Annotated in this window: 13 protein-coding genes; 3 read left to right on the top strand and 10 right to left on the bottom strand. The window is 62.9% G+C overall.

Features of this window, described 5'->3' with window-relative positions:
• Positions 1-27: 27 nt before the first annotated feature.
• The 5 genes from SB753_RS25595 to SB753_RS25575 form a co-directional block, all read right to left on the bottom strand.
• Positions 28-936, bottom strand: a complete 909-nt coding sequence (locus tag SB753_RS25595; protein WP_204523450.1) for an SDR family NAD(P)-dependent oxidoreductase — start codon at positions 934-936, stop codon at positions 28-30.
• A gap of 49 nt (positions 937-985) precedes the next feature.
• Positions 986-2,581 (bottom strand): flavin-containing monooxygenase, encoded by a 1,596-nt coding sequence (locus SB753_RS25590; RefSeq protein WP_410802483.1) that lies wholly within the window; start codon positions 2,579-2,581, stop codon positions 986-988.
• A gap of 159 nt (positions 2,582-2,740) precedes the next feature.
• On the bottom strand, positions 2,741-3,598 hold the full coding sequence (locus tag SB753_RS25585) for a MerR family transcriptional regulator (RefSeq protein WP_410802481.1): 858 nt from the start codon (positions 3,596-3,598) through the stop codon (positions 2,741-2,743).
• Between the two features lie 59 nt (positions 3,599-3,657).
• On the bottom strand, positions 3,658-4,266 hold the full coding sequence (locus SB753_RS25580) for a GNAT family N-acetyltransferase (RefSeq protein ID WP_410802479.1): 609 nt from the start codon (positions 4,264-4,266) through the stop codon (positions 3,658-3,660).
• Between the two features lie 127 nt (positions 4,267-4,393).
• Positions 4,394-5,281, bottom strand: coding sequence for a DMT family transporter (locus SB753_RS25575; RefSeq protein ID WP_410802477.1), 888 nt, complete (start codon positions 5,279-5,281; stop codon positions 4,394-4,396).
• Positions 5,282-5,394: 113 nt separating this feature from the next.
• Here SB753_RS25575 and SB753_RS25570 point away from each other — a divergent pair, with 113 nt between their 5' ends.
• Complete coding sequence (locus SB753_RS25570; protein ID WP_179214279.1) at positions 5,395-6,837, top strand: PLP-dependent aminotransferase family protein; 1,443 nt, start codon at positions 5,395-5,397, stop codon at positions 6,835-6,837.
• 52 nt (positions 6,838-6,889) lie between these two features.
• Here the strand turns inward: SB753_RS25570 and SB753_RS25565 are convergent, their stop codons facing one another.
• From SB753_RS25565 to SB753_RS25555, 3 genes are all read right to left on the bottom strand, one after another.
• A complete protein-coding gene (locus SB753_RS25565; RefSeq protein WP_020070356.1) occupies positions 6,890-7,963 on the bottom strand; it encodes a TAXI family TRAP transporter solute-binding subunit in 1,074 nt (357 codons plus the stop codon).
• A 58-nt stretch (positions 7,964-8,021) separates the two neighbouring features.
• Positions 8,022-9,071 carry a hypothetical protein gene (locus SB753_RS25560; protein ID WP_410802475.1) on the bottom strand — a complete coding sequence of 350 codons (1,050 nt, stop codon included), beginning with the start codon at positions 9,069-9,071 and terminating at the stop codon, positions 8,022-8,024.
• Positions 9,072-9,421: 350 nt separating this feature from the next.
• Positions 9,422-11,005 (bottom strand): MDR family MFS transporter, encoded by a 1,584-nt coding sequence (locus SB753_RS25555; RefSeq protein WP_410802473.1) that lies wholly within the window; start codon positions 11,003-11,005, stop codon positions 9,422-9,424.
• A 74-nt stretch (positions 11,006-11,079) separates the two neighbouring features.
• Between SB753_RS25555 and SB753_RS25550 the strand changes: the two genes are divergently transcribed.
• Positions 11,080-11,883 carry a TetR/AcrR family transcriptional regulator gene (locus tag SB753_RS25550; RefSeq protein WP_410802471.1) on the top strand — a complete coding sequence of 268 codons (804 nt, stop codon included), beginning with the start codon at positions 11,080-11,082 and terminating at the stop codon, positions 11,881-11,883.
• 315 nt (positions 11,884-12,198) lie between these two features.
• Entirely contained in the window at positions 12,199-12,720 is a 522-nt protein-coding gene (locus SB753_RS25545) for a response regulator (protein ID WP_020070360.1), read from the top strand.
• A 74-nt stretch (positions 12,721-12,794) separates the two neighbouring features.
• On the opposite strand, the gene SB753_RS25540 is transcribed toward SB753_RS25545, so the two are convergent.
• Both SB753_RS25540 and SB753_RS25535 read right to left on the bottom strand, forming a co-directional pair.
• Positions 12,795-13,403 (bottom strand): Fur family transcriptional regulator, encoded by a 609-nt coding sequence (locus SB753_RS25540; protein ID WP_087754537.1) that lies wholly within the window; start codon positions 13,401-13,403, stop codon positions 12,795-12,797.
• 129 nt (positions 13,404-13,532) lie between these two features.
• A complete protein-coding gene (locus tag SB753_RS25535) occupies positions 13,533-14,159 on the bottom strand; it encodes a glutathione S-transferase family protein (protein WP_087754479.1) in 627 nt (208 codons plus the stop codon).
• Positions 14,160-14,231: the final 72 nt, after the last annotated feature.

The following is a 14,231-nucleotide window of genomic DNA, read 5'->3' as shown; positions in this document are numbered from 1 at the left end:
CAGTTGCGTACCATCGGGCGCGCACCATCAAGCGCGCCTGCCGGCAAGTTGCGCCGCGCGCCGGGCGCGTTTCTCCGCACTGCGCTTCATGCGCCGCGTTTGCAGCACGACAAGCGCCTGGTAAGCGGCGGGCAACGTGCGCGCGAGCCAGTCGGCGGCACGTGCATCGCGGCCGATCAGCACGCGCCGCTTGTTCCTGCGCACGCCGTCGAGAATCGTACGGGCAGCTTCGTCGGCGGTGGTGATGAAGAACTTTTCGAAATCGTCCTTGCCTTGCTGCTCGTTCTCCAGCATGAAGCCGACCATGTTCGGCGCAATGCGGCTCGACTGCGCGATGCCTGTACGGATGCCGCCCGGATGCACGCAGGTAGCCGACACGCCGCATTTCATCAGATCGAGTTCCTGGCGCAGTGCCTCGGTGAAGCCGCGGACCGCGAACTTCGTCGCGTTGTAGCCGCTCATGCCAGGCTGAGCGAAAAGGCCGAATACACTCGACGTGTTGACGATATGGCCTTCGCCCGACGCCTTCAAGTGTGGCAGAAACGCCTTGGTGCCATGCACGACGCCCCAGAAGTTGATGCCGACGATCCACTCCAGATCCGCGTATTCCATACCTTCGATCGTACTGGACAGAGCGACGCCCGCGTTGTTGAACACGAGGTTCACGCGCCGATGCTGCTCGACGGTTTCCGCAGCCCACGCGAACATTGCGGCTCGGTCGGAGACATCGAACACAGCGGTGGTGATCAGCAGCGGCGCGCCGACGATATGTGGCGCGGCGGCTTGCGCAAGTCGAGCGGTCTCCTCGAGGCTCGTCGCGTTGCGATCGGCAAGGGCCAGGTGGCAGCCTTCTCTCGCGAGCCGGATCGCGAGCGAGCGGCCCATGCCGGAACCCGCGCCTGTGATCGCAGCGACCTTATCGTTGAAATGCTTCATTGGTTTTATCTCCCGTCCTCTCTGAATGTGCGTTGTCGTTATGTGTGTTTCAGGTGACGTCAGCCGACGCGGCAGCCTGCGCGCTACCGTGCACGTCGTGCGGCGAGGCAGTGTGCGCGATCGTTGTCCCGGGCGCTGACGTGAAAGCGAAGTAATCGTCCATATTGAAGATGCTGGTGGCCTGGCGGAATTTGTACGCAAACCCCGGCCACAGCGTGGTGTTCCTGCCGGTTCTCGGATCGAGATACCAGCTCTTGCAGCCGCCCGTCGACCAGATTGCGCGGCCAAGTTTGTGCTGGATCTTTTCGTTGTACGCACGCTCCACCTGCGGGCGAACTTCGATCGCCTCGGCTCGCTCACTGCGCATGGTTTTCAGTGCGCGCAAAATGTACTCGACTTGCGACTCGATCATGAACACCATCGAGTTATGGCCGAGTCCCGTGTTCGGACCCACGATCATGAAAAAGTTGGGATAACCAGGCAATGCCGTGCCGAGATAGGCATGCGCGCCGTCACGCCACGTATCGACGATGTCCACGCCGTCGCGTCCCCGCACCACACCTCGCGCGAACGGATCGGCGACCTGGAACCCGGTGCCGAAGATCAGACAGTCGACCGGATGACGCACGCCGTCGCTCGTGATGACCGCGTCTTCGTCGATGCGCTCGATAGCGCTCGTCGTCACCGTTACGTTTGCCCGCGATAAAGCGGGTAAGTAGTCGTTCGAGATCAGAATGCGCTTGCAGCCCATTGTGTAATTCGGCGTGAGCGTCGCGCGCAATTTCGGGTCGGGCACCTGGCGACGCAAATGCCGCTCGGCGACTTTCTGCGCGGTCTTCATTAGCGAGGGATGGATCGCGAAGCCGAGCGCGCGCGATTCGAGCATGCAGTAGAGCGCCGAACGCATGATCTTTTGCGTGAAGGGCACGTGCCTGAAAAGCCACTGCTCGAACGGTCGCACCGCGCGGTCGGCCTTCGGCATGATCCACGGCGGTGTACGCTGGAACACATCGAGATGCGCGACGCGAGATGCGATTTGCGGCACGAACTGGATCGCGCTGGCGCCGGTGCCGATCACGGCGACGCGCTTGCCTTCGAGCGGATAGGCGTGATCCCAGTGCTGCGAGTGAAATGCCTTTCCCTTGAATCGTTCAATGCCGGGAATGTCGGGTATCGCCGCGCGCGACAGGCCGCCCATCGCAGGGATCAGTACGCGCGCGGACCACTGTTGCCCGTTGGCGAAACGCAGTTGCCAGCGGTGGTGCGTGTCGTCGTAGACCGCGCTCACGAGTTCATGGCCAAAGCGCAGATAACGCTCCACGCCGAAGCGTCGCGTGCATTCCTCGAGATATGCGCGGATTTCCGGCTGACGCGCGAACATGCGGGTCCAGCGCGGGTTCGGTGCGAACGAAAATGAATAGACATGCGATTGCACGTCGCATGCGCAGCCCGGGTAATGGTTGTCGCGCCATGTGCCGCCGACCGACTCGGCCTTTTCTGCAACGATAAAGTTGGTGAAGCCGGATTGCCGCAAGCGAATCGCCATGCCCAGCCCCGCAAAGCCGGTCCCGATAATGGCGATGTCCGTCTCGACAGGCGCGAACGCGCCGTGGACCGCGGCGTCGTGTGGCATGCGTGCGTTCATCCGGATCGCCTCCCTATTACGCTGATAACTGTTACATTGAGTGATGTAACGATAGGGCGGAAGGACGGACGACGCAAGAGCACGTCTAGACGCGAAACTCTAGGTTGGAAAGGCGGGGACTCAGGCCATTGCTGACGAAGCGCCGACCGGCGCATCGGATTATTTCTTTGGCCGCTTCGGTTGACCGGCGGAGCGAGCCAGTTTCTTTTCCATGATGGCCGCGACGCGATCGCCGAGGTAGTCGCCAGAGGCCTCTTCAAGCGCTCGATTCATCTCGCTCTCGACGAGCACCATAGCGAGCGGCCGCACGCGCCAGATCGCATCCACGAGGGCCGGCACGTCGGCGGGCGGCGGCAGCGCGTCCGGATCGTAGCGGTCCAGTTGGCGAACCACCAGATCGACCAGTGCGTGGGCGATCGCGCTGAAATGCGGCCGTGCGACGCCGACGGCGTCGAGCAAATCCCCCAGCGGAATACCTTCTTTCGCGAGCGTGGCGCCAGCAGCGAGTGCAGTGGGGCTGCCCGACACGAACGACAGGCCCTCGCGTTCCAGCAGGCCGAGATCGACCGCTTTCGCGAGCGCGCTCGGCGACGCTTTGTCGCCGAACATTTGCAGCAGTTCGACCAACGAATACTTCTTTGGATGTTCGCGCGACCAGCGGCCGCCGATCGCGGTTTCGAGGCCCAGAATGGAGCGAAGATCGTGGCCTTCGTCCACGGCCTTGATCAGATCCTGGATGTTCGCGAGCGTGTAGCCGCGAGAGAGCAGATGATTGATCAGCTTCAGACGCGACACGTGAGCGTCGTTATACACGCCCACTCTGCCGCGCTTTTCCGGTGGCGCGAGAAGACCGCGGTCCTGATACGCCCGCACGTTTCGCACCGTTGTGTCGCTGACGCGCGCGAGTTCGTCGACGGTGTACTCGTTGCGCGGCGCGGCGCCTGCGGACGTGTCCGAGGCGCCGGACGAGGACGGCGGCGAGGTGGAGGGCGGCGTGGCGGGCGGCGTGTTAGGCATGCCCCGAATTTTACCCCCGCTGTATGGAGGCGGACCAGCACGACGCTCGGGTTGCAGCTTCAGGTTTCGTAGTCAGGCGGCGTCGAAGCGCCCGCACCCAAAGTCCGCTGCATCAGCGTGGTGTCGAGCCATCTGCTATGTTTGAAACCGACTGCCCTCAACGTGCCGGCCAACTCGAAACCCAACTGCTTATGCAGCGACAGTGATCCGCCACTGCCGCCGTCCGCGATCACGGCGACCATCTGGCGCCATGGCCCGGTTTCGCATCGGTCGATCAGCGCCTGTAGCAGCACGCGGCCGAGGCCTCGTCCGCGATAGGCGTCGCTCACATAAATCGAATCTTCGATGGTGTTTCTGTACGCCGCGCGAGGGCGGTACGGCGTCGCGTAGCAGTAGCCCGCGACCTCTCCGCCAATCTCGGCGACCATGTACGGCAGTCCATGGCTGCGCACCGACGCGAGCCGCATGCGCAGATCGTCCACGGATGGCGGCACTTCCTCGAACGACGCGACGCCGGTCAACACATGGTGCGCGTAAATGGCCTGAATGGCGGGCAGGTCGGCTTCGATTGCGTCGCGGATAAGCGGGTCGCTGCCGGTCGACTCAGCGGTTGCGGCGCTTGCAGCGGTTGCGTCCGGGGCGCCGGATGCGGGGCGGGCTGTGGTCATACGTGGTCCTGGTGCGGCCGGTTCCGGCCTGTCGTTTCTCTTCTTCTGAGGATACGTTTGACTATGCCCGCCGCGCGCGCAAATTTGAAGCCGGACAAAAATCGTTGCGTGAGGACTCGGCGCCAGGTCAGGCCGTGCGGCGCGCCGGCGTCGCTTTGGAGAAGTGCCGGGCGCCGGCCACGCACGCTACCACTGCCACGGTGACCGCGATCATCGAAGGCGGCACCTGTTCGTGCAGCAACAGACCTGCAAGCACCAGTCCGAAAAACGGCTGCAGCAGTTGCAACTGTCCGACTCCTGCGATGCCGCCAAGTGCGAGGCCGCGATACCAGAATACAAAGCCGATCAGCATGCTGAATAGCGACACATATGCGAGCCCCCAAAGCACTGCGTGGCTGACGCCCTCGAAAGAAGCCGGGCGGGTCCACCATGCGAGCGGCAACATCAGCGGAAGCGACAGCACCAGCGCCCACGAAATAACCTGCCAGCCGCCGAGATGCCGCGATAGCCGCGCGCCTTCCGCATAGCCCAGCCCGCACACGACGATCGCGGCGAGCATCAACGCGTCGCCCACCGGAGACGCATCGAGACCGTGGCGCATCGCGAACGCGACCACCGCGCCGCTGCCGAGCGCCGAGAAAAACCAGAAGGCCGCTTGCGGACGTTCGCCGCCGCGCAGCACGCCGAAGATCGCGGTTGCAAGCGGCAGCAGTCCGACGAACACGATCGCGTGCGCGGAACTCACGTGGCGCAGCGCAAGTGCGGTCAGAAGCGGAAAACCGACCACCACGCCGAGCGCGACGATTACGAGCGGAACCATATCGCGCCGCGCGGGACGCGCCTCGCGGAACACGAGCAGCAGCAACAGACCGAGCGTGCCCGCGATGGTCGCGCGCGCCACCGTCAGGAACACCGGATCAAGCCCTTGCACGGCGATGCGCGTGGCCGGCAGCGAGCCGCTGAAAATCAGCACGCCTATGAGCCCGCTCAGCCAGCCATTCGTTGTCTTGTCCATCTAAGGTCCATGCGTATTGGAATGAAGCGTATAGCATCCGCTTTCATCGCGAAAAGGTTAAGCTACGGATCAGTACAATTCGTGCAAACTGTACCGACGAAGGAGCAGTACAGATGGAGCAAGGTGGGCAGATGCGAGCACTTGAGAAACCGCAAGGAACGCGCGTAGGCATCGTCATGGACAATCTGCGCGAACGCATTGCGAGTCGCTCGCTGATGCCCGGCGCGCGCGTGCCGTCGATCCGCGTCATGACCGAGGCGCTCGGTGTGTCGAAGTCGACGGTGGTGGAGGCGTATGACCGGCTCGTTGCCGAAGGCGCGATCGTGGCCCGGCGCGGCTCGGGATTTTTCGTGTCGGGCCATGCGCCGCCGCTCGCGCTCGCCGATCTCGGGCCGCGCCTCGATCGCGAGGTCGATCCGCTATGGCTCACTCGCCAGTCGTTACAACCCGGCTCCAAGGTGCTCAAGCCGGGTTGCGGCTGGATGCCGGCCTCCTGGCTGCCCGAGGACGGCGTGCGTCGCGCGTTGCGGGCCATAGCGCGCGATCCGCAGTCGCCGCTCGCCGACTATGCGAACCCGTATGGCCTGCCCGCGCTGCGTCAGCAGCTTGCCTGGCGGCTCGCGCAGCACGGCGTGGAAGCGCCGCCCGAACAGATCGTTCTCACCGACGGCGGCACGCACGCGCTCGATCTGGTGTGCCGTTTTCTGCTCGAACCGGGGGACACGGTTCTGATCGACGACCCGTGCTATTTCAACTTCCAGGCGCTGTTGCGGGCGCATCGCGCGCGCATCGTCGGCGTGCCTTATACGCCGTCGGGTCCGGACCTCGCGGCCTTCGAGCGGGCGCTGGTCGAGCATCGTCCGCGGCTCTATGTGACTAACTCAGCGATTCATAACCCGACCGGCGCGACGCTCGCGCCGGCGGTCGCGCATCGGCTGCTCAAGCTCGCCGGCGAACACGGACTGATCGTCGTCGAGGACGATATCTTCGCGGACTTCGAAGACGAACCCGCGCCGCGGCTTGCCGCCTTCGACGGGCTCACGCGCGTGGTGTCGATCGGCAGCTTTTCGAAGACGCTTTCCGCGGCGGCGCGTTGCGGCTACATCGCCGCGCGCGCCGAATGGATCGAGCCGCTGATCGACCTGAAACTGGCCACGTCGTTCGGCAATGGGCAACTCACGGCGAGCGTCGTGCATCGGTTGCTGGTGGACGGTACTTACCGGCGTCATCTCGAGTCGATGCGCGCGAAGCTCGCGGACGCGATGGGCGAAACCATGCGCCGCCTCAACTACGCGGGCCTCGACGTATGGACGCAGCCGCGTGCAGGCATGTTCGTGTGGGCGCGTTTGCCCGATTCGCTCGACGCCGCCGACATCGCGCGCCATGCGCTAGGCGCAGATGTCGTGTTCGCGCCGGGCAATGTATTCAGCGTCTCGCAATCGGCGACCGGTTACCTGCGCTTTAACGTCTCGCAATGCAACCGGCCGAAAGTGTATGAGGCCTTGCAGCGCGCGATGGAGAGCGCTGCCGCATCCGGCGAGCGCAAGCGGGCGTAATCGCGGCAGGAGCGCTCACAGATGCACTGGCGCTCCGCATTCGCATGTATTACTACTTGCACAGCAGAAGCAGGCGCTCCTGATTCGTACAATTGCTACGCGGTTTTTCGGAGACCTGAGCCGCGGCCGCGTTGATGCCTGCGCTGCGGTTCGCAAGGCAGGCGCGTAAATGCTTCTCTACAGGCGGGTAATATTTCCAACCGCGCACGAGGCTGGGCAATTCCAGCTTGACCTGCTTCCATTTCGGATGCCCATGCTCCTGCAGATTGTCGAAGTTCGCGCATAGCGAGTCGGCAAAATGATTCAGATTGCCGACGGTATCGCGCAGACCGTAGTCATAGGTGACGAGGAAGGCCTTGACCGTCAGCGTGGGCACGTCTTCTTTCAGCCAGTTCGGATAGCTGCTCGCGCGGATCGTGGCGGGAAAATAGGTCTGCTTCGCACGGACGGTTTCGGGTGCCGTGGGCTCGGCTTTCAGCAGACGGATCTGCTGCAGCAGCTCCGGGTTCATATCGTTGAACAGTTTTGCCGGCTGACCGACCACGATGATCGCAACGTCTACTTTCTTGACGATCAATGCGGCCAGTGCATCTTCGTTGCTCAGGTGCTGGATGTTCTGTTCGGGAATAGGCTGACCGAACATAAGGCGATACAGGGTAGTCGCCGATTGCGCGGTCCCGCTGCCGAGCAGGCCGACGCTGATGGTCTTGTCCCTGATGTCGCCTAGACTTTTGAGCGGCGAATCCGCGCGCACCACGACGTTGATCTCTTCGTCGTAGAGCGGCATGATGAGGCGCAGCGGGCGGATCGCGGTACCGGCGTCGGGATTGCCCGAGTTGGCCATGTCGATGTACGCCTGATACACGTCGGACTGCACCAGCGCGAGTTTCACGCCCGGCTCGAAGCGCATGCGCTGTACGTTCTCGGCAGACCCTTTCGACGCGACCACGGCGAGGTCGATGCCCGCCGGCTGCGCAACCCATTTCGACAGGTCCTGACCGATCTGAATGTAGGTGCCGCGTTCGGGGCCCGTGACGATCTTGTAGTGCGCGGGTTCGGCACTCAGCAGCGACGACGTGATCAGCAGCATCGCTCCCAGCCATCCCGTCAGAAATCTCTTTAGCATGGTCTGCACCTATCGGGTCGGGTTGGCAATTTTCCAGCCATTAGATTCGGTATCCGAACTATTGGACGGCCGGCTGCCGCGGCAGCCTGGCATTGCTCGTTGTCTGGGTACTGAGCGGTGCCCAGCCGGTTTCGCGAATCACACGCTCGAGGATCGTCTTTGCCGTGTCGCTGCCGGTGTCCAGCGCCAGCGCCTCGTTCGCATGCTCTCGTGCGCACGGCCATGTTTGATGATCGGCGCACATCTGCGCCGCCAGCAACGCGGCGTCGCGGCGCGCGGTCAACGGCTTCATTTCGGCGGCGAGACTTTGCGCGTCGCTGCTCTCGGGTTGCAGCGATTGCGCTGCGACCAGGGCCGCTTGCGCCGCGCTCAGATCGTTGGCGCGCAATGCGGTGCGGGCCGCCCGCAGTGCTTGCGCGCCGTCGTGGAATTGCGGTGTGGCCGTTTTCGTTGAAACCACCGCGATCGGTACAGTGGCCGGTATTGCCTGTACGGTGTTTCGCACGCCTTCTGTGCCGGCAGATTTGCCGGGCATCGCCGCGAGGCGCGAGTCGGCTGCCTGATCGGGCGAGTATCGCGCGATGGTCCCCGTCGTCGTTCTGGCGTCGCGGGCGGTTTCTGCGGATTGCTCGCCGTTGCCGGAATGCAGGTCGCGGCTGTCGTTGAATAGCGCGTAGCCGACATACGCCAGGCCCGCGGCGACAATGGTCGCGGTCGCGAGTACCGCGTGGCGCATATGCAGACCCGCGCGATGCGGCAGTTCGGCAGGATCGGCAACGGGCAACAGCGGCGTCTCGGGCGAAAGCAGCGACGATGACGACGCCTGAAGCGCGCCTGCCGGAGCGAGGTTGAGGCCGGCATGCAATGCGCCGCCGGGGAAGTCGGGCTCGTTGAGCGCCGGCGCGCCGAAACCGTCGTTCAACATCGACATGCTCAGCGTGCTGGCTCGACTCTCGTGCAGCGCGCTGCGCACAGGTGCGCGTGCGTCGGCATCGAGCGGATGAACCGAGCCGCAATACGGGCAATGATCCACTCGCCGGTAGAGGGCTCCGCCACATTGTTTGCATGGCGTCGGAAAGCGATCGCCGGCTAAGGTCTGAGTGGACATGCTATGGCTCCAACTGAGGAAAACAATGCCGTTACGGCATGCTTCCGATCGCGCTTGAAGCGGTATGAGTGTCCGCGGAAACCACGATCTACATGCGCCAGAGAGTCCGAGCGGGCAAGCGAGGCCTGCGCGCCGTCGTTTTCAATATGTGGCGTTTCGAAGCGGACGTCAATGGACGATCGACCCTATGTTGTGTGCGCTACCGCACATTACCAGGTAGGACGAATGATCGTGCACATCATGAGGACGAACGCGCGCGATTCTTTTTATGGTAGGGCGCGCATTTCGCAGACGAATTTCGAGCGCATGCAATCAATATTTCCATGACGCGCCCGACGAAGTGCGATGGTTCAATGCTTACGCAACGGATGGTCCTTCAGCAGCCACGCGAGCACGAATGCGAGCAATACGACACACGCCGCGGAGAGATACACGGTATGCAACGCACCGGCAAATGCCTGTAAATAGTCGGCGCGCAATGCTTCAGGCAAATGGCGGATCGCGGCGGGTCCGAGTGCGTGCGGCAATTCCGTGTCCGGCGGGATAAGCTTTTCGAGCCTTGCGGCAAGGCCGTTGGAGAACACGGCACCGAACGCAGCCACGCCGATCGATCCGCCAATAGAGCGAAACAACGTGGCGCCCGATGTGGCCACACCCATATGCTTGAATTCGACGGTGTTCTGCACGGCGAGAATGAGCACTTGCATCACCATGCCGAGACCGCAGCCGAGCACGCCCATGTCGAGATACATCACATGAATCGGCGTGTCGATCTGCAGGCGCGCGAGCAGCATCATGGCGATCGCGACCAGCAAGGTGCCCGCAATAGGGAACATGCGATAACGGCCAATTTTGCTGATCAGACGACCTGTGACCATCGACATGACGAAGAGGCCGCCCATCATCGGCAGCATCTGCATGCCGGCTTCCGTCGGCGTGGAGCCTTTGACCACTTGCAGATAGAGAGGCAAAAACGTGACGGAGCCGAACATCGACACGCCCACGATGAAGCCGATCAGACTGCTCAGTAAAAACGTGCGCTGCCTGAAAAGTTCGAGCGGCATGATCGGTTCAGCTGCGCTGCGTTCTTCGTGGATGAAACCCCAGATCGCGACGAGCCCCATGCCGAGCGTGATCCACAATTGCGGCGACGACCACGGCAAGATCGTGCCGCCCTGGCTCGTGAACAGAATGATGCAAGTGAGTGCGCCTGCAAGAAACGCAGCGCCCATATAGTCGATGGTGTGCTTGACGTGATGGAGACGCGGCTTGAAGACCGCGCCGATCACAGCCAGCGAGACGATGCCGAGCGGCAGGTTGATATAGAAAATCCAGCGCCACGTAAGGTGCTCGACAAGAAAGCCGCCGAGCAGCGGACCGACTACCGTCGCGAGACCGAATACGCCGCCGAACACGCCTTGATAGCGGCCACGCTGCGCGGGTGGAATGACGTCGGCGATTGCGGCCATTGTCACGACGAGCAGACCGCCGCCGCCGAGCCCTTGCAATGCCCGCAGCACGATCAACTGGGTCATGTCTTGCGCTATGCCGCACAGCGCGGAACCGACGAGAAAGAGCACGATCGCCGTCTGGAGCACGATCTTGCGGCCGAACTGATCGCCGAACTTGCCGTACAGCGGCACGACGATCGTCGAGCTGAGCAGATAGGCTGTGACGACCCACGACAGGTTATTGAGTCCACCCAGTTCGCCGACGATCGTCGGGAGGGCAGTCGACACTATCGTCTGATCAAGCGCGGCGAGCAGCATGACCAGCAACAGCGCGGGGAACAGAAGGCGAATCGGCGGGTGGTCGGCTGCTCGTTCAACCGAATGGTCCGAAGCCGGCTCCTGTCGCGTCACAGCGGCCTGCGGGCCGTCGTTCAGCAATCGCTGCGGCCGGGCGAGCACGGCTTGTTTTGTGGGCTGTTGCATGGCATTAGCGCCTTGAAATTAATTAACTCGAAGATTAATATATGCGACATTCTATCGCCCGTCAAACGAGTGCAATGGCAAGAACTCCATCAGTTGGTAAGAAGACGAGCGGCGCGAAGGCTTCCGGTGGCAGCGGCTCTGCGGCGAAACCGCGCAAGCGTGCGGCGCAAACGGCGGCGGTTGGCGCAGATCCCGCGACAGGCGCCCCGGCAAAAACCGCGTCAGAGGGCGCATCTTCAAGACGGCCTGGCAGACCGCCGGGCGCTTCGCGCGGAGCGGAGCAGCGCACTCGTCTGCTCGACGCGGCGCTCGAGCTTTTCGCGCGGCAAGGCATCGTCGATACGACGCTCGGCGAGATTGCCCGCGAGGCGGGCTTTACGCCGGCCATGATGCATTACTACTTCAAGACGCGTGAGCAGCTGCTCGACGTGCTCATCGAAGAGCGCTTCGGCCCGTTGCGCGCGAGTCTCGGCGTGCCGTTCCAGGAGCATGCCGACGATCCCGTCGCGGCGATCACGCAGCTCGCACAACGCATGGTGCAGGCTGCGGTCGAGCGGCCGTGGTTTCCGTCGCTGTGGGTGCGCGAAGTCATCAGCGACAGCGGCCTGCTGCGTCAGCGCATGCAGGAGCGTTCCGGCGACGCAAATCAGAAGACGTCGCTTGCCACTATTGAGCGATGGCAGAAGGAAGGGCGATTGAATCCGGCGCTCGAGCCATCGCTGATGTTCGTCACGCTGCTCGGGCTGACGCTATTGCCGCTGGCGACGTCGAAGCTGTGGCGCCGCGATCCCAAACGTCGCCTGATTGGCGGCGACGAGATCGCCCGCCACGCGGTGGCGCTTCTCGTGCAGGGCATTAGTCCGAAGAAAATTGGTTAACCATGCAACTACTTGCTGCATGCCTTGCGATGCGCGGCACATAACGTGCTACCAGTGGGGTAAATGCGAACGCCGGGCAACGGGGCTGCGGGCGTCGCAGAAGAAATCGGCAGGAATGACGAAAAGACGCCGCGGCGGCAATAAAGCAATCAATCGCCAATGCCGTCGCGGCGAATCGGGTGTCGGCCCCGGACGCCGGGAGCCGTTTTTTCATTGGCGTGCAATTTTGGCGCGTTACTGTGCGCGCGTTGCAGGGGCCATGTCTACAATCGTGGGCCTTTTTTGCAACTCGGCACATGAATTCGAGTCGGAACCATGAACAGTAATTTCGCGGCCGCGCAAATCGGCGGCAAGCAACCCTCCCAGCAGGGCGACACATTGGCCAAGCCTGACGGCCTGACCGGATTTTTAGAGCAACAACATAAAATGAACGGTGCATTGAGACTCGATCAGGCCACGATCGTGCTCGTAGAAGACGACCCGGACAGCCGGGAATCGCTGACCTTGTTGCTGGAAGCGGAAGGGGCAAACGTCGTTGCCGTGGCGGATGCGGAAGAGGGCGTCGAAGCGGCCGTCCGGCTGCTGCCGGATGCGGTGGTATGCGACCTCGAATTGCCCGCCATGGACGGCTTCTATCTGATCCAGCGGCTGCGTGATCACGAGATTCGCGGCGATCACGCGCCTTCGGTAGCGGTGGCGCTGACGGGACATACCGACGACGCCTACCGTTTGCGAAGTATCGGCGAAGGCTTCCAGCACTTCATGACCAAACCGGCGTTACCGGAAGAACTGGTGACTCTGCTGCACGACGCCATCGGTGCACGCGGGGCCCGCTGAGCAGGTCCGCTGAGCAGGTCACAACGCGGCGCGAAGTGTGAAAGGCTTTGCGCCGCAAGCGCAACACATTGCCGCTATTTAGCCGCAACGGGCGCCGTCGATCCCGTCTTTGGCGCAGCCGCTGCGGCCGCCTCCGCCGCCTGACATGCGGAGCACAATCCCTTCAATTCGATTTCGTCGCTTGCGATCCGGTAACCCGCATCTTCGATTTGCGCGACGAGCGCCTGACGCAGCTTCGGCTGATGCAGTTCGGTGACGTTGCCGCACTGCTGACAAACCACCAGAATGCCGTGCTGGCATTGCGTCAGATCGTGGCACACCGTAAATGCATTAATCGATTCGATCCGATGCACGAGACCCGCCGACAGCAGAAAGTCGAGCGCACGATAAACCGTGGGCGGCGCAGATCCCGGATGAATCTGGCGCATGTCGTCGAGCAGCGAGTACGCCTTGGTCGCGCGTCCCGAGTTCAGCAGCAATTCGAGCACTTTGCGGCGAATCGGCGTGAGCTTCTCGCCGCGTTCACGGCAATATTCTTCCGCGAGAGCCAGCGCGGCTTCGGGCGAGTCGCCGTGCGTGTGCCCCGGCGCTTGCGCAACGGCATCCGCGGAAGCTGCGGCTTTCTCCGTGCGCGCGGGACTGGCTGGGTTTGCGGCGGTAGCGGCGGACTTGGCGTTCTTCATGCGTCGATTATAAAGGTCAACCATGGCCAGCGCCTGTTGCCGCGTCGGCGTCAGTCGCCGCGCCGGACACGCTCACAGCAGGCGACGGCGACCCGGCTCCACGGATTGCGCACCGCTGGCCGCCCTGGTTCACGTGAGCGGGAAGTCGACGTATTTCTTGAAGCCCGGGCGGGTCGCAATGCGCGAATACCAGCGCTCCAGGTTGGGCAACGGCGGACGCTCCACGCCGTCCAGACCGAACCAGCGTTTCGCGTACGCGCCGATCACGATATCGGCCAGCGTAAACTTGTCGCTTTCAAGGAAGAAGCGTCCCTGCAGATGCGTGTCGAGCATTTGCCACAGCGCGGTGACATTGCGGATGTCTTCGGCGAGTCTGGCCGCGTCGCGCTGTTCGGGCGGCGTGCGCACCAGCGCCCAGAACACCGGCCGCTCGGCCGGTTGCAGCGTGGACAGCGACCAGTCCAGCCAGCGGTCGATGCTTGCACGTAGCCGCGGTTCGGCGGGATACAGCGGACTGCCCGCGCCGTACTGCAGCGCCAGGTAACGCAGTATCGAATTCGATTCCCACAGTTCGAAGTCGTCGTCGACCAGCGTGGGAATCTTGCCGGTCGGGTTCATTGAAAGGTAGGCCGGTTCGTTGTTGCGGCCGAATTGCATGCCCGCGTCGATGCGCTCGTACGGCAGCACCAGTTCATCGCAGCACCACAAGACTTTTTGCACGTTGACTGAATTCGTGCGTCCCCAGATCGTAATCATCCGGTTAATCCTTTTTTGTCGACAGTTGGCAAGCCGTGCATCGCGCTCGGCGTTCAACCAGTAACGATACAC

Source organism: Paraburkholderia sp. SIMBA_053 (assembly GCF_046534895.1).
GTDB classification, from domain to species: domain Bacteria; phylum Pseudomonadota; class Gammaproteobacteria; order Burkholderiales; family Burkholderiaceae; genus Paraburkholderia; species Paraburkholderia caledonica.
This window is presented reverse-complemented; position numbering and strand designations above follow the sequence as displayed.